Raw genomic sequence first — 15449 nt, forward strand, 5'->3', positions numbered from 1 at the left:
CACATACCGCCCCGGCCACCGGCCACCTGTAAGTTACTAGGGAGAGTTCATGCGTATCCTTCTGGTCGAAGACGAAGCTCCGCTGCGAGAGACCCTGGCCGCTCGCCTGAAGCGCGAAGGCTTTGCGGTGGATGCGGCGCAGGACGGCGAGGAAGGCCTGTACATGGGCCGCGAAGTGCCCTTCGACGTGGGCATCATCGATCTCGGCCTGCCGAAGATGTCGGGCATGGAGCTGATCAAGGCGCTGCGCGACGAAGGCAAGAAGTTTCCGGTGCTGATCCTCACCGCGCGTTCCAGCTGGCAGGACAAGGTCGAAGGCCTCAAGCAGGGTGCCGACGACTACCTAGTCAAGCCGTTCCACGTCGAAGAGCTGCTGGCGCGCGTCAACGCGCTGCTGCGCCGCGCCGCCGGCTGGAGCAAGCCGACTCTGGAATGCGGTCCGGTCGCGCTGGATCTGGCCGCGCAGACCGTCAGCGTCAGCGGCAGCAACGTCGACCTGACCAGCTACGAGTACAAGGTGCTCGAGTATCTGATGATGCATGCCGGCGAACTGGTCTCCAAGGCCGACCTGACCGAGCACATCTACCAGCAGGATTTCGACCGCGACTCCAACGTGCTGGAAGTGTTCATCGGCCGCCTGCGCAAGAAGCTGGACCCGGACGGCGAGTTGAAGCCGATCGAGACCGTGCGCGGCCGCGGCTACCGGTTCGCGATTCCGCGCACCGAAGGCTGACCGCAGGCGCCGGCGAGCACACCGAGGAAGCGAGCGCGTGGCGGCACGACCCAGGTGGTACAAGCGCTGGCGCCCGCGTTCGCTGCAGGCGCGCCAGCTGCTTGCCGCCAGCCTGAGTCTGCTGGCGTTCCTGGCCGCAGCGGGTTACGCACTGGACCAAGCGTTCGCCGATACCGCGCTGAGCAATCTGCGCGAGCGCCTGAAGAGCTACGCCACCGCCTACGCCAACAACATCGACGTCGCCCGCGACGGTTCGCTGTACATCAACAACGACAAGCCGCCGCCGGACCCGCATTTCGACCGGCCCGGCAGCGGCCTGTACGCGCAGATCGTGATGCCCAACGAGCGCTGGATCTCGATGTCCAGCGAGGGCCCGCTGCCGCCGCGCGGCGGCATGCTCGAACCGCGTCAGGAAACCTTCGACGGGCCGTGGCCGATGACCCAGATCGACGGCAGCGAAGGCGAGGTCTACCGCTACGGCATCGGCCTGGCCTACGTGCGCCGCGACAAGGAAACCCCGGTCACCATCTACATCATGGAGGACACCCGCGCACTGGGTGCGCAGTTGCGCGTGTTCCGCGGCCGGGTGTGGTTCAACCTCGGCGGCGCCGGCCTGATCCTGCTGGTGCTGCAGGCCTTCATCCTGCAGTGGAGCCTGCGCCCGCTGCGACGGGTGATCAACGAACTGACCAAGGTGCAGCGCGGCGAAGCGGTGCGCATGGGCGATCGCCATCCGCGCGAGCTGGAACCGCTGACCGACAGCATCAATGCCTTCATCGAGAGCGAGCGCGAGAATCTGGATCGCCAGCGCAATACCCTGGCCGACCTGGCGCACAGCCTGAAGACGCCGCTGGCGGTGTTGCGCACCCAGCTCGACAGCGGCGCGCAGGGGCCGGAACTGCGCGAAGAACTTGACGTGCAGCTGCGGCGCATGAACAACCTGGTGTCCTATCAGCTGGCCCGTGCCGCCTCCAGCGGGCACAAGTTGTTCGCCGCGCCGTTGCCGATCGAGCCCAATGCCGAGGAGATCGTGCGCGGGCTGGAGAAGGTCTACGCGGCCAAGGGCGTGCTGTGCGAGTTCGACATCGAGCCGAGCGCACGCTTCCACGGCGAACCCGGCGACCTGCAGGAACTGCTCGGCAACCTGCTGGAGAACGCGTTCAAGTGGGCGCGCAGGCGCGTGCTGCTGAGCGTGCGCCCGGAGCCGGCAGCCGGCAGCCGCCGCGCCGGCCTGATCATCGCGGTGGAGGACGACGGTCCCGGCATCGCCCCGGACGAGGTCGCGCACATCCTGCAGCGCGGTGTGCGCGGCGACGAGCGCGTACATGGCCACGGCATCGGCCTGGCGATCGTGCAGGACCTGGTCAAGGGCTACCGCGGCGAGCTGCAGGTCAGCCGCTCCGAGGAACTGGGCGGGGCGCGCTTCCTGGTCACCCTGCCGCCGGGGCTGTAGGCGCAGCAGCGCGTCAGGTGTCGGTCTGGGACCGGCATCCCGCCGCATGGTGGTCGCCCAAGTGATCGAGTCATCGCCGTCGGCGCTGCAGCGCAGCAGCAGGTGAATCCCGTGCAAATGACCGGGAGGTTTCCGACAGTGGCTTAACGCGACCGGCGCACAGCTGGCGATACTGCGCCGGTCTTCACGCCGCTTTTCGTCCAGGAGCCCCGCATGTCCGCATCCCGGCATCGTCCTGCAGCAACGCGTCTGCGCGTGCGCGGCCGGCGTGTGTTGCGCAACACCCAGCGACTGTTGTTGTCGTTGCTGCTGGTGCTGTTCACCGTCGGCGCCATCGCCGCCACCGACAGGGTGATCAAGCGCGACGACGCACGCTGGCTGCAGTCGATGACCCTCGGCCTGGACAGCGCCAGCGTGGCGCAGTTCGAGCGCGATGGCCGCAAGCGCTTCCTGCGCGAGCAACTGCAGGCCGATACCGGTGATGCCGCCCTGCCGGCGCCGGTGCGCGCGCAGCTGGACGGCTACGCGGCGCTGCATACGCCGGTGCAGGAATTGCTCAAGCAGCAGGCCGCCGCGCAGCAGGCGATCAAGGCCATGCCGGACGGCGATGCCAAGGTCGCCGCGAAGAAGGCCGCACAACAGCGCGGCGATCTGCTGCTCAACCAGGCGCGCCAGGCGCAGCTGCTGCGGTCCGTCTACGCGCCGGATCAACTGCGCGAGCAGATGGTGTGGTTCTGGCTCAATCACTTCAGTGTGTTCGCCGACAAGGGCCGCCTGCACTGGACCGTGGCGGACTACGCCGACAACGCGATCCGTCCGCACGCGCTGGGCAAGTTCTCCGACCTGGTGATGGCGACGCTGGAGAGTCCGGCGATGCTGGAGTACCTGGACAACGCGCAGAACGCCAAGGGCAAGGTCAACGAGAACTACGCGCGCGAACTGATGGAGCTGCATACCCTCGGGGTCGATGCCGGCTACACGCAGAAGGACGTGCAGCAACTGGCGCTGATCCTCACCGGCGTCGGCATCGCACCGGTCGACCGCGACGGGCCGCCGAAGCTGCCGCCGGCGCTGCAGGGGCAGTATGTGCGCCGCGGCGCATTCGAGTTCAATCCGGCGCGGCACGAGCCCGGCGACAAGACCCTGCTTGGCCAGCGCATCGCCGGCGGTGGCTTCGACGAGGTCGAGCGCGCGGTGCAACTGATCGTGCGCCAGCCGGCATGCGCGCACTTCATCTCGCGGCAGTTGGCCGAATACTTCGTCGCCGACGATCCGCCGCCGGCGCTGGTGGAGAAGATGGCGCGCACCTTCCAGCGCAGCGATGGCGACATTGCTGCGGTGCTGCAGGTGATGTTCACTGCGCCGGAGATGGCGGCCGGCGCGCCGCACAAGTTCAAGGATCCGTACCGGTTCCTGGTTTCGGCGCTGCGCCTGGCCTACGACGGGCAGACCATCGTCAATCCGCAGCCGTTGCTGGGCTGGTTGAACCAGATGGGCGAGCCGAGCTTCGGGCGGATCACGCCCGATGGCTGGTCGCTGCAGTCCAGTGCCTGGAACAGTTCGGGGCAGATGGCACAGCGCTTCGAGATCGCGCGTGCGATCGGCAACGGCAACACCCAGCTGTTCACCGTCGACGGCCAGCAGCGCGGCGGCTTCCCGCAACTGAGCACGCCGCTGTACTACCACGCGATCGAGCCGCAACTGAGCGACACCACGCGCCAGGCGCTGGCGCAGGCGCGCTCGCAGCAGGAGTGGAACGGCTACCTGCTGGCGTCCCCCGACTTCAATTACCGCTGACCGCGGCCTTCGCCGCACGGAGATCCGTCATGCACCGTCGCCGCTTCCTGCTCGCATCCGCCGCTGCCGCGGCCAGCCTGCCGTTCGCCGGGCGCCTGTTCGCCGCGCCTGCGCCGTCGCCGCGTCTGCTGGTGGTGTTCCTGCGCGGCGGCTACGACTGCAACAACCTGCTGGTGCCGTACGCCAGCGATTTCTACTATGCCTCGCGGCCGAGCCTGGCGATCGCCAAGCCGGATCCGGCCAATCCCAACAGCGCCATTGCGCTGGACACGCAGTGGGGCCTGAATCCGCGGCTGCGCGAGACGCTGATGCCGTTGTGGAGCGACAAGCAGCTGGCGTTCGTGCCCTTCGCCGGCACCGACGACCTGTCGCGCAGCCACTTCGAGACCCAGGACAGCATCGAGGCCGGGCAGCCGGCCGGGCAGCGCAGCGACTATCGCACCGGCTTCCTGGCGCGGCTGTCGCAGGTCGCCACCGGCACGCCGTCGATCGCCTTCACCGATTCGCTGCCGCTGAGTTTCCAGGGCGGCGGCGACATTCCCAATCTCTCGCTCAAGCGCAATCCGACCCCGGCGTTCGACCAGCGCCAGGCCGACATCCTCGCCGGCATGTACCACGGCACCCAGTTGGCCAGCGCCGCGCACGATGGCCTGGCGCTGCGCCAGCAGGTCTCGCAGGCCTTGCGCGACGAGATGCAGCAGGCCAACCGCGGCGCCGCCAGCGCGCGCACCTTCGCCGACGAGACCCGCCGCATCGCCACGCTGATGCGCGAGCGCTACCGGCTCGGCTTCGTCGATGTCGGCGGCTGGGACACGCACGTCAACCAGGGCAGCACCGATGGCGCGCTGGCCAACAACCTGGCCAATCTTTCTGAAGGGCTGTCGGCCTATGCCGAGGCGCTGGGGCCGGAGTGGCGCAACACCGTGGTGGTGGTGCTGTCCGAGTTCGGCCGCACCTTCCGCGAGAATGGCGACAAGGGCACCGACCACGGCCACGGCACCACGTACTGGGTGCTGGGTGGCGGAGTCAACGGTGGCCGCATCGCCGGCGAGCAGGTGGCGGTGAGCAAGGACAAGCTGTTCCAGGACCGCGACTACCCGGTGCTGACCAACTACCGCGAGATGTTCGCCGGCCTGCTCGGCCGCATGTGGGGCCTGTCGCCGACACAGCTGCAGAAGGTGTTCCCGCAGGCGCATGCGCGGGATTTGAAGTTGGTCTGAGACCCTTGCTTCGGATCGCCGCGTCATGCGCTGTGATGAGTGGAAGCATCCAGGTGACTGGAGTCCGCTCTCACAAGGGGCGCGCGCCAAGCCTGTGCACGCACGGCAGGTGCTTAGCCGTCCGTTCCGAACTGGCGAAGTTCCCAACGTCGTTCGTCGCGGCTTCAGGGGCCGCTCCAACGACGACGAAAGGCAAGTTGTAGGAGCGGCTTCAGCCGCGACGAGCATTCCCGGTAACGCCCATCGCGGCTGAAGCCGCTCCTGCAATCGCGACGGTGTATCACGCCGAGGCGCGGGCATAGAGCTGCCCGAAGTCGTTCCCACAGGCGTGCGCCGATTGTGTGAAGGGTGCACTGTGGGAGGGACTTCAGTCCCGACGCTTTCCGCGCTCTGCTTGCCGTATCGCGATGCTTCATCGCGTCCATTGCGGCGGAGACCATTCCCTGTCGCTGACACAGTGCCGCCAGAGGCATGCGCGGTTCAGCCCGCAGCGAACGGCGACGGCCCGTAGAACCGAGCCAAATGCGCGGCCACTTCAGGCATTTCGCGCTGCAGCCGCTCTGGCGCGGAGAAGTGATATTCGCTGACCACGGCGAAGAACTCCTCCGGCGCTTCGGCAGCGTAGGCGTCAATCTCGCTGGCGCGGCCGCGATCCACGCGCGCGCAGAAGGCGTCGTAGCTGCGCTGGAAATCGGCGGCCCATTGCCGTTGCCATGCACGCGGCAGCAGCGGCGTGCCGTCCAGGGCGCCGTCGAGCACGTCGAGCTTGTGCGCCATCTCGTGCACCGCCACGCAGTAGCCGGCACGCGGATCGTCCAGGTCGGCCTGCACGTCGGCCCAGGACAGGATCAACGGGCCGCTGTCCCAGGATTCGCCGATCAGTTCGTCTTCCCACTCGTGCAGGACGCCAGCGGCGTCGACATGGCTGCGCTGCACGCGGAACGCGTCCGGGTAGACCAGCAGCTGCGACCAGCCGCTCATGCCGCCGACGCCGTATTCCAGCAGCGGCAGGCAGCACAGTGCGGCGAGCAGCCCGCACTGTCGGGCATCCAGCTGCAGGCCGCCGAGCGGCGAGATGGTCTTGCGGTGCAGGAACTCGCTGGCCAACGCACGCAGACGCTGCTCGCGTGGCGCATCCAGGGCGGCGACCCAGGCGCAGTCGCGGCGCACGGCGTGCCAGGTGGCGTCATCGATGGCAGCAGGCTTGGACCACAGCCCGCGCAGCCAGCGTGGAATCAGCGGAACATCCCCGGCAGGAAGCTGTGCCACTTCGGCATGCGCATGCGTGGCACCAGGTCGCTGTCGCCGCCGCCGCCCGTGGTGGTCGAGGCCGGCTTGCCGGAGGAGGCGGGCGCGTGCAGCGCCGCGGGCGGACGCGTCGGCGTACTGTCGGCATCGGCCGCGTCGCCGTAAGTGCAGTCGGTGTGCGGCTTCTCCGCCAGCACGTTGGACGCGTGGGCGGCAGCCAGTGGCAGCAGCAACAGGAGCAGGCAGGGCAGGGAACGGCGCATCGTCGGCATCCAGGGCGAGCGGCGGTGAACCCCGATTCTAACGCGGTTTTCACCCGCTGCAGGGTCCCGGCCCTGGGCGCCCGGGGGGCGTTGCCGCATACTTTTCGGTTTACGAGGTCGCGCGCTGCGCGCCCGGGGGCGAAACGAGGCGATGGGACCGGCGTTGGACGAGCGCGAACTGTTGGCCAGGCTCAGCAAGGGGCCCTTGTCCGGCGATGCCCTGGCGCGGGCCTGTGGGCTGACCCGGGCGGCGGTGTGGAAGCGCATTCAGGCGCTGCGCGCGGCCGGGGTGGAGATCGAGGGCCGGGCCGGCGAGGGCTATGGCCTGGCGCGGCCGCTGGAACTGCTCGACGCCGCGGCGATCCGGGCCGGGCTGGGTGGGTCGGCCGTTGCCGAGCTGGCTGGGCTGGAGATCGCCTGGAGCCTGCTCTCCAGCAACACCACGCTGCTGCAGCGGCCGGCGCCGGCGCAGGGCAGCGAGGTCCTGCTCGCCGAGCGTCAGACCGGTGGCCGCGGCCGCCGCGGCCGGGTCTGGGCCTCGCCGCTGGCGGCGCATCTGTACCTGTCGGTGGCGCGCAGCTTCCAGGGTGGGCTGGGCCGGCTAGGCGGCCTGAGCCTAGCCGCCGGCGTGGCCGTGGCCGAAGCCCTGCGCGCGGCCGGCTTCGCCACGGTCGGGCTGAAGTGGCCGAACGACCTGTTGGCCGACGGGCGCAAGCTGGGCGGCCTGCTGGTGGAAGGCGGCGGCGAGTTCGCCGGACCGGCGCGGGCGGTGATCGGCCTGGGCCTGAACGTGGCGATGCCGGCGGCCAGCGCCGCGGACATCGACCAGCCGTGGACCGACCTGACCCGGCTGGCCGGTGGCCCGGTATCGCGCAACGCCATCGCCGCCACGGTGCTGTCGCACCTGCTGCCGGCGCTGGCGTTGTTCGACGCCGAAGGCCTGGCGCCGTTCCTGCCGCGCTACGCCGCGCTGGATCTGCTGGCCGGACGCGCGGTGCGCATCGACGAGGGCGGCCAGGTGCGCGAAGGCGTTGCGCTGGGGCTGGCCGAGGATGGCGCGCTGCGGGTGGCCTTCGCCGACGGCGAGCAGCTGGTGCATGCGGGCGACGTCAGCGTGAGGCCGGCATGAGCGATTGGCTGTTCGACCTGGGCAATTCGCGCTTCAAGTTCGCTGTGCTGGAACACGGAAAGGTGGGTGCGGTGCAGGCCTGGCCGCATGGCGCCGAGGCCATGGACGCGGCGGCGGTCGCGGCGCTGCCGCAGGGCGACATCGCCTACGTCGCCAGCGTTGCCGCGCCGGCCCTGACCGCCACCGTGCTGGAGGCGTTGCGCAGCCGCTTCGCGCAGGTGCAGGTGGCGCGCACCGAGGCCGCGTGCGCCGGGGTGCGCATCGCCTATGCGCGACCGCAGGCGTTTGGCGTGGACCGGTTCCTGGCCCTGCTCGCCGCGCATGGCGGCGGCGACGTGCTGGTGGTTGGCGTGGGAACGGCGCTGACCGTGGACTTGCTCGATCGCGACGGCCTGCACCATGGCGGCCGCATCGCACCGTCGCCGACCGTGATGCGTCAGGCGCTGCAGCAGAAGGCGGCGCAGCTGCCGGCCGAGGGCGGCGATTACCACGAGTTCGCTGCCGACACCGCCGACGCACTGGCCTCCGGCTGCGACGGCGCCGCGGTGGCGCTGATCGAGCGCAGCCTGCAGCAGGGCGAGGCCTTGCTGGGACGGCGACCGCGGCTGCTGCTGCATGGCGGTGGCGTGCCGCCGCTGTTGCACGCGCTGCCGGTGGCCGAGCTGCGCCCCGCGCTGGTCCTGGACGGGCTGGCGCTGTGGGCGCAGGCGCACGCTGCGGCCGGTGCCGGTGCCGGTGCCGGTGCCGCCTGAGCGGGCCGGCGCAGGCGGCCGCGATGCGGCGCGGCGTGGCCGAGGCAGACAGTGCGCCGAGGCGGCCAGGCCCCACACAGACGCCACTGTCTCTCCCAAGCTGCATCGCACGCTCTAGAATCCGGCCATGCTCGTTCGCGCCCTGCTCGTCGTCCTGACCATCCTCAACCTCGGCGTCGCGGTGTGGTGGGCGATGCAGCCGCCGACCCCGCCGGCGGTGCCGATGCCGGCCGTACCGGCCGGGGTGGCGACGCTGCAACTGGTCAACGAGGCGCCGGCACCGGCTGCTGCGCCAACTCCGCCGGCGGCCGCGCCTGTCGCCGCGCCAGCCGATGCGCAGGCCGACACCGCCGTCGCCGCCGATGCGGCCGACTCCACCCCAACACCGGCCAGCACACCAGCGGCTCCCACCACCGTCGCACCCGAAACCGCGCCCACGCCACCCGCCGTCGCCGCCCCTGCGCCCGCTCCCACCCAGACCCAGACCGATCCTGCGGCCAAGCCCGCCGCCGACGCGGCGGTGTGCCTGAGCGTGGGACCGTACGCGGACCGCGATGCGGCGCAGGCGGCCGTCGCCGCGCTGGCGACCGGGGGGGCGCGTCCGCGCCTGCGCGAGGACGCCGACAGCGGCGTCACCAGCTTCCGTGTGGTGCTGCCGACCATCGGCGGCGAAGATGGCCTCAGGCAGGCTACCGAGCGCATCGTCGCCGCCGGCATCCGCGACTATTACCCGTTGCGCCAGGGCGAGGCCGGCAATGCCATCGCCCTGGGCCAGTACCGCAGCCGCGAAGGCGCCGAGCGCCGCCGCCAGGAACTGGCCCGTGCCGGCTTCAACGCCGACCTGATCCCCAGCGGCGGCAATGGCCAGTCGCGCTGGTGGCTGGATCTGCGCGCCGACTCCGCGGCGCAGGCCGCGGCCTTGCGCCGCCAGCTCGGTGCGGCGCGCCAGCGCAGCGTCGACTGCGCCACGCTGCGCTAGAATGCCGCGCCTGTCGGTGTGTAGCGCCTTGTCTTGGGACGTGTCGAGGCCCGCGTCAGCAGGTAGACTGACCCGGCCCGCCCGCGGGCGTCGTGCACCTTGCCGCTTTAGCTCAGTCGGTAGAGCAACTGTCTTGTAAACAGTAGGTCATCCGTTCGATTCGGATAAGCGGCACCATACTTCGTAGTCAACGCCGTTTCGCGCTTCTCTTCCTGGACCTGGGGTGCAGCTTGGTCGCACGCTGCTCCAGGTACTCGCCCAGCAGCCCGAGCGGCTCCACGCCGAGCGCCTCGGCGAACTCGACTAGCTCCACGGCGTCGATCCGGGGCTCCCCGTGCACGCACTTCGGCACGAACGTCTGCGTGTTGCCCAGGCGCTAGGCCAGTTCGACCTGCACAAGCCAATCCGCTTGCTGGCCGCTGGCGCTGGCATAGGTAGGGCCGTGCCTATAGCCGGCTGGTAATGATAGTCCTTCTTGCATTGTTCAACGCGGAAAGCATCATTAGGGGAGGGGAAGCTAAGAAGGGCAGATATGTCGGTCGAACAATGCTTTGCAGGAGCATGTTTCACTTCTTTGGATGCTAGTGCTCCGAAGATATTTGGGTTCTCGGAGTTCCTTGCGGGTCTCGCGCTCATGATTTTGGCGTGGACTATCGCTGACGTTCGCTATCGTTTCCGCATCAGAACGGCACCGATTCCTCTTCAAGGGTTGACCTTTGGTGTCGTGGTCACGGTTGGGGTGCTCGCTCTCTTGACCGACTTGTGGCGTGCGGAGGAATGGTTGGTGCCGCGAGGCAAATTACTTTCGCCTGCGTCTTGGCAAGCAATTCTGGCGGGCTTGTTCCTGCTGACGTTCCTGACCTGGGCATGGTTCGCCTTCATCAAGCCACCTATCTATGGCAAACGAAATGCAGAGAGCTTCGCTCAAACGCTTTACCGGTTCGTTCTCAAAGGGTCGCCTACTGATCTTGCAGTGGTGGCGGATGAGCTTGCGCACTCGGCTAAGTCACTCGTCAAATCTGCTACGAACAGAGTTCGGTTTGAACGCTTCCGGGAAGAAGAAAATGACCATGGCCAACGCACTGAGCCTCCAATGGTGGAGGCATATGCCAATGACATTCTTCTGCTGATTGCAGATAAGAGACTTTGCCGGGCGATTGTCGGTTCCTCACCAGCCACCGCGTTGGCCATCTTTCAGGAAATTGGTCGAACGAAGAAGTATGGGATCCAGATTGAGGCATTTGCCAAAAACATAGTAAACGAGGCGTTAGCCAACAAAGAGTCCTTCTTGTATCACGAAGCTGAAGGCTATGAATCTGGTTTGATTGGATATATCAAGCCACTTAGCCAGGCAATGTTTTCGAATCATGAGATGGTCGAGGAAGTGCAGACTATGCTCGACCCCGACATTTGGAAGAAGTCGGAATGGGATTCCGATCAATGGAAGGCATACTGTCGAGTGGTTCTGATGACCTTCCAAGACTACGTGGAAAGAGGATTCTGGAATCACTCCTCTGTTTTGTATCGTGCCAAGGGTTACATCGAGCACGCGGCATCTGACCTATACAAAATCAACGGACTCTCTAGAGCTTGGGATAACGATTCGGTTCGCCGCCTTCGTGTTGTCATTGAATTTATTCAAAACGCAGTGAAAATTCTGGATGGGAAGGAGGTGCCAGAGCACTTCCGGCTGCGAATAAGGGAGAAGTATGGCCACCCTCACGAATCATTCTATGATCACATTGCCAGCCTGATCTTCGAGGTGATATTCCATGCATCAGCTGTAAGGTCGCCTCAATGGGAGTGTTGGACGATTCAGCACAATTCGGTGTGGGGAGAAATTTTCAGCTTTCACCACTTGGATAATCCTGCTGGTAAAGTCATCAAATTCAAACTTCGGCGTCTCCTGTACGACGAAGTCGCAGACATGAGAAGGTTTCCTAATTTCAAGGGTGCAAAGATTCTCGCTTTTTGCTTAAACGTAATGGGACTGAGGTTGAGTCAAGGTAACCATGATAAGGATAGTCGAGCTCTGCATAAGGTCATCCTTGCTTGGACAAAGCGGAACTATGCTTGGCTACACGAGTACAATCCGAGAATCGCGGAGCACTGTCTTGTTGATGGCCTTACGTTCGAGGTCGACAGCCTTAGGATCGTAAAAACCTACCCAGCGGAAGGGCTGAGGCGAGAGCCTACATATGTGTACCTTGATGTCGATCCTGTGCCGCCTGGAGACGGGCCATCTGCTGGATAAGCATGTCGAATCATTAGGCCTTCCGTGTAGCGTCCAGTACGCTTTAGCCTGATACTGAGCAACGCGGACCGAACTGGACGACATAGGCTCACCTGGGAGCCCGAACGCAATTGCGAAGCGACAGCCATTCGCCGAAGCCTACCTGGATCGCTGCGCAATGCCTGGGAGTTGTACTGCTGCCGGACCTACGGGCTTCGCGGCATGAGCAAGGGCTGCGCACGCGCGGAAAGCGGGCACCCCTGCTGCTGCAAGAAGGCGATGGCCTCTCTGGTGCGCCGGAGCAGCCCGGTGTTCGCGATGAAGGTCGTCTTCGCTCCCTGGAACTCCAACACGACGTTCTCGGTTCCACGCGCCTTCCGATAGTCCATCCTGGCGATCTCACGGTACGGACGGGTGCGCGTGCGCAGGACGCGATACTCCACGAGGTCCGCGTGCAGGATCAGCGTGGGGTTGAGGCTGTTGTGCGCCCATGCGAACCAGGGAAGGAACGTGGACCCGGCGAACGCGGCCTCCAGGGTCACGATCAAGGGCTCTTCCAAGGCGATCTCCAGAAACGGCGGAGCAGCTTAGCCAGCCAGCGCCGTGGGCGTCCAACCGCACGCCTTTGGCAGCCGCAATGTACATGCCGCCTGCTGCGGCGCGGCGAGTCGTGTCATGCCGGTCCCGCTAGACTGGGTCACTTTTTTGGCTGGAGCGTATGCGCATGAAGTCGTCTTTTCTGCCGGTGTCCCTGATCGGCGTTCCCACCGACATCGGGGCCGGCCACCGGGGTGCGCGCATGGGGCCGGAGGCGCTGCGCATCGCCGGCCTGCACGAGGCGCTGGCCAATCGCGGCGTGGAGGTGCGCGATATCGGCAACATCGACGGCCCGCGCAATCCCTGGCAGGCGCCGGTGGACGGCTATCGCCACCTGGACGAGGTGGTGGCCTGGAATCGTGCGCTGATGGAAGCCAGCTATGCCGAACTGCGCGCCGGGCGCATGCCGATCGTGCTCGGCGGCGACCACTGCCTGGGGATCGGCTCGATCACCGCGGTGGCGCGGCATTGCCGCGAGCAGGGCCGCAAGCTGCGCGTGCTGTGGCTGGACGCGCACTCGGACTTCAACACCAGCGAGGTCACCCCGTCGGGCAACGTGCACGGCATGCCGGTGGCCTGCCTGTGTGGGCTGGGCCCGCAAGCATTGACCGAACTCGGTGGCAGCGCGCCGGCGCTGCGTCCGGAGCAGGTGCGGCAGATCGGCATCCGCTCGGTCGACCCGGACGAGAAGCGGCTGATCAAGCAGCATCGCGTCGACGTGTACGACATGCGCTACATCGACGAGATGGGCATGAAGCGGACCATGGAGGCGGCGCTGGACGGGCTCGACGCCGACACCCACCTGCACGTCAGCTTCGACGTGGACTTCCTCGACCCCAGCATCGCCCCGGGCGTGGGCACCACCGTGCCGGGCGGGCCCAACTACCGCGAGGCGCAGCTGGTGATGGAGATGATCGCCGACAGCGGGCGCATGGCCTCGCTGGACATCGTGGAGCTGAATCCAGTGCTGGACCACCGCAACCTGACCGCGGAACTGGCGGTGGACCTGGTGGAGAGCCTGTTCGGCAAATCGACGCTGATGCGGGACTGATCAGCGCGGCCTCAGCCTGAATGGGTCGCCGGTTCATTCACGTGAAATCCACAGTCGTGACGGCAGATTCACCGCCAGACGGTAGTGCGGCGACGCCTATCGCCGCCCACCCGACCACCTGCGATTGACGAGGACGACCACGATGAAGCGACTGACCACCCTGTTGATGTTGACCCTGTTCTGCGCTGGTGTCCTGACCGGCTGCAACACCGTTGCCGGCGCCGGCAAGGACATGCAGAAGGCGGGCCAGAAGGTGGAAAACAAGGCGGACGATTGCAGCGCCGGCAAGTGCTGAGCGCCCCGGTCGATCGCGGCGGCGACGCGCTCCGCGCCCGACCGATCCACGAGTTTCGTGCGGCCGTGGTGGCCGCGTTCCATGACCATGAAGGAGTGAACCTATGAAGCGTACGTTTGCGTGGATGCTGCTGGCGATGTTCTCGGTGGGCCTGCTGTCCGGCTGCAACACCGTTGCCGGTGCCGGCAAGGACGTGCAGAAGGCGGGCGAGAAGGTCGAAGACGCCGCCAAGAACTGAGCCTCGTCTCAGCTTCGAAAAACGGGTCGGCTTGCCGGCCCGTTTTTTTTGCTCGGCTAGCGTCCACGGCGTAACGGTTCACGATGCTCATGCATCGCTGACGCTGCGTTGATCGGCTCGCGACGAGCGCCGCGCGATGCTGCGCGGGCGGCGTACGGCGCCGCTTACACATCACGAGAGATGCCATGAACAAAGACATCATTGCCGGCAAGTGGACCCAGCTCAAGGGCAAGATCAAGGCGCAGTGGGGCGATCTGACCGACGACGACTTTGACGTCGCCGAAGGCAACACGCAGTACCTGGCCGGCAAGCTGCAGGAGCGCTACGGTTGGGCGCGCGATCGCGCCGAGAAGGAAGTGCACGCGTTCCGCGACAGCCTGGGCAAGGAATACCACGACTGAGGCGCCCGCCGCCGCAGCGTCGTCGACACGGGCCGCCTTGCGGCCCGTGCTTTTTGGGCGCGCGGGAAGCTCAGCGCTCCGGCGGATCGGGCACGTAGTCGCCGGGAAACGCGCTTGGCGCAACCGCCACGCGCCGCGGCGGCAGGTTCCGCGGCAGCACGCCGCGTGCGATCAGCCGCGCGCGGCTGTCGTAGCGCAGCTCTGTCCGTTGCATCGGCACGTCGCTGGCGCGCTCGAATTCGGTGACGTGCGAGGGCGACCATTCGCGCGCGCCATGGCCGGTGCCCAGACGTTGCTGCACGGAAGGAGCGGCGCTTTCCTCGCGCGCATATGCCCGCGCGTCGGCCGCCGGCGCTGCCGCGAGCGGCGCGGCCGCACTGCGTTGGGGAATGTTTGCGGCCGCTGCCGGTGCAGGTATCGCATCCGAAGCGGGGACGCTCGGCCTTGCCGCGCGCGCGGTCTCGGCGGCGACCTTCGCGGCGTCGATTCCCGGTTCGCCCAGGGCGGTCTCGGGCCATGCCTGCGCTTCGTCGAACACCGCCATGCCGATCACGCCCACGTTGCGCGGGCGCCCGGTACGTGCGGCATAGCTGTCCTCCAGGTCGGTGAACACGAACTGCGCCACGTCGTCGGACGATTTGCGCCAACCGGCGATCTCGGTCTGTTGCCATGGCGCCAATACATAGCCGCGCTGGTCGCTGGCCGCGGTCTGGCCGCTGACCGCGTTGACGCCGTCCACCGACAGCACCACCAGCACCCGCGCACCGGTCAGGTTGGTCAGGCGCAGCGCGTAGCGATGGCCGGGCGTGGCGGCGATCCAGCGCTCGCCGCGCCAGGCATGCGCGGGCAGCGGATCGTCGCCGGCATCGCGATCGATCACCTGCAGCTGCACCGCCGGCGCCGAGGTCGGCGGCGCAGGCCATGGACGGAAGCCGCACAGCCCGCCGATGCACACCAGAGCGAAGGCGAGCACGGCGAGGGAACGACGGGGCAAGGACGGAGCAAGAGCATGCATCGCGGTGACTCCAGGACGGGGACGCCGGATTGAACGCACCACGCG

General features: G+C 67.1%; 17 protein-coding genes and 1 tRNA gene. 13 read left to right on the plus strand and 5 right to left on the minus strand.

The features are described 5' to 3' along the window. The first annotated feature begins 49 nt into the window (after positions 1 to 49). The 4 genes from ACP93_RS02715 to ACP93_RS02730 all read left to right on the plus strand — a co-directional run bounded on the left by ACP93_RS02715 (position 50) and on the right by ACP93_RS02730 (position 5203). Positions 50 to 733 (plus strand): response regulator transcription factor, encoded by a 684-nt coding sequence (locus ACP93_RS02715; protein ID WP_003469280.1) that lies wholly within the window; start codon positions 50 to 52, stop codon positions 731 to 733. Between the two features lie 82 nt (positions 734 to 815). Continuing rightward, positions 816 to 2186: an ATP-binding protein gene (locus ACP93_RS02720; protein WP_204243627.1), complete on the plus strand. Its 1371-nt coding sequence runs from the start codon at positions 816 to 818 to the stop codon at positions 2184 to 2186. 213 nt (positions 2187 to 2399) lie between these two features. Continuing rightward, entirely contained in the window at positions 2400 to 3983 is a 1584-nt protein-coding gene (locus ACP93_RS02725) for a DUF1800 domain-containing protein (protein WP_048489254.1), read from the plus strand. A 29-nt stretch (positions 3984 to 4012) separates the two neighbouring features. Continuing rightward, entirely contained in the window at positions 4013 to 5203 is a 1191-nt protein-coding gene (locus ACP93_RS02730) for a DUF1501 domain-containing protein (protein WP_048489255.1), read from the plus strand. A gap of 480 nt (positions 5204 to 5683) precedes the next feature. Here ACP93_RS02730 and ACP93_RS02735 read toward each other — a convergent pair whose 3' ends face one another. Together ACP93_RS02735 and ACP93_RS02740 are read right to left on the minus strand one after the other, a co-directional pair. Beyond that, positions 5684 to 6472 carry a M90 family metallopeptidase gene (locus tag ACP93_RS02735; RefSeq protein WP_048489256.1) on the minus strand — a complete coding sequence of 263 codons (789 nt, stop codon included), beginning with the start codon at positions 6470 to 6472 and terminating at the stop codon, positions 5684 to 5686. Continuing rightward, positions 6439 to 6723 (minus strand): hypothetical protein, encoded by a 285-nt coding sequence (locus ACP93_RS02740; protein ID WP_048489257.1) that lies wholly within the window; start codon positions 6721 to 6723, stop codon positions 6439 to 6441. The genes ACP93_RS02735 and ACP93_RS02740 overlap by 34 nt, the downstream gene beginning before the upstream one ends. A gap of 142 nt (positions 6724 to 6865) precedes the next feature. Between ACP93_RS02740 and birA the strand changes: the two genes are divergently transcribed. From birA to ACP93_RS02760, 4 genes are all read left to right on the plus strand, one after another. After that, positions 6866 to 7843 (plus strand): bifunctional biotin--[acetyl-CoA-carboxylase] ligase/biotin operon repressor BirA, encoded by a 978-nt coding sequence (birA, locus tag ACP93_RS02745; RefSeq protein ID WP_106407042.1) that lies wholly within the window; start codon positions 6866 to 6868, stop codon positions 7841 to 7843. Further along, positions 7840 to 8595, plus strand: a complete 756-nt coding sequence (locus ACP93_RS02750; RefSeq protein ID WP_048489258.1) for a type III pantothenate kinase — start codon at positions 7840 to 7842, stop codon at positions 8593 to 8595. Before birA ends, ACP93_RS02750 begins: the two co-directional genes overlap by 4 nt. Before the next feature lie 127 nt (positions 8596 to 8722). Further along, positions 8723 to 9574, plus strand: a complete 852-nt coding sequence (locus ACP93_RS22050; RefSeq protein WP_053069675.1) for a hypothetical protein — start codon at positions 8723 to 8725, stop codon at positions 9572 to 9574. Between the two features lie 101 nt (positions 9575 to 9675). Continuing rightward, positions 9676 to 9751, plus strand: a tRNA-Thr gene (locus ACP93_RS02760). A gap of 10 nt (positions 9752 to 9761) precedes the next feature. Here ACP93_RS02760 and ACP93_RS22435 read toward each other — a convergent pair. Next, a complete protein-coding gene (locus ACP93_RS22435) occupies positions 9762 to 9887 on the minus strand; it encodes a hypothetical protein (protein ID WP_255347923.1) in 126 nt (41 codons plus the stop codon). 219 nt (positions 9888 to 10106) lie between these two features. On the opposite strand from ACP93_RS22435, the gene ACP93_RS20980 reads away from it, so the two are divergent. After that, positions 10107 to 11828, plus strand: a complete 1722-nt coding sequence (locus tag ACP93_RS20980) for a hypothetical protein (protein WP_082143351.1) — start codon at positions 10107 to 10109, stop codon at positions 11826 to 11828. A 185-nt stretch (positions 11829 to 12013) separates the two neighbouring features. Here ACP93_RS20980 and ACP93_RS02770 read toward each other — a convergent pair whose 3' ends face one another. Further along, positions 12014 to 12349, minus strand: a complete 336-nt coding sequence (locus tag ACP93_RS02770; RefSeq protein WP_228135943.1) for a hypothetical protein — start codon at positions 12347 to 12349, stop codon at positions 12014 to 12016. A 182-nt stretch (positions 12350 to 12531) separates the two neighbouring features. On the opposite strand from ACP93_RS02770, the gene rocF reads away from it, so the two are divergent. The 4 genes from rocF to ACP93_RS02790 all read left to right on the plus strand — a co-directional run bounded on the left by rocF (position 12532) and on the right by ACP93_RS02790 (position 14389). Continuing rightward, positions 12532 to 13455: an arginase gene (rocF, locus tag ACP93_RS02775; protein WP_048489260.1), complete on the plus strand. Its 924-nt coding sequence runs from the start codon at positions 12532 to 12534 to the stop codon at positions 13453 to 13455. A gap of 142 nt (positions 13456 to 13597) precedes the next feature. Next, positions 13598 to 13750, plus strand: a complete 153-nt coding sequence (locus ACP93_RS02780; protein ID WP_048489261.1) for an entericidin A/B family lipoprotein — start codon at positions 13598 to 13600, stop codon at positions 13748 to 13750. Between the two features lie 103 nt (positions 13751 to 13853). Beyond that, positions 13854 to 13988: an entericidin A/B family lipoprotein gene (locus ACP93_RS02785; RefSeq protein ID WP_010341024.1), complete on the plus strand. Its 135-nt coding sequence runs from the start codon at positions 13854 to 13856 to the stop codon at positions 13986 to 13988. Between the two features lie 185 nt (positions 13989 to 14173). Then, the gene (locus ACP93_RS02790) at positions 14174 to 14389 is read left to right on the plus strand and encodes a CsbD family protein (protein ID WP_010341025.1); all 216 of its coding nucleotides are present in this window, start codon (positions 14174 to 14176) and stop codon (positions 14387 to 14389) included. Positions 14390 to 14459: 70 nt separating this feature from the next. Here ACP93_RS02790 and ACP93_RS02795 read toward each other — a convergent pair whose 3' ends face one another. Continuing rightward, on the minus strand, positions 14460 to 15362 hold the full coding sequence (locus ACP93_RS02795; RefSeq protein ID WP_228135933.1) for a hypothetical protein: 903 nt from the start codon (positions 15360 to 15362) through the stop codon (positions 14460 to 14462). Positions 15363 to 15449: the final 87 nt, after the last annotated feature.

The sequence above is a fragment of the Xanthomonas sp. NCPPB 1128 genome, from assembly GCF_001043115.1.
In the GTDB taxonomy this organism is placed as follows: domain Bacteria; phylum Pseudomonadota; class Gammaproteobacteria; order Xanthomonadales; family Xanthomonadaceae; genus Xanthomonas_A.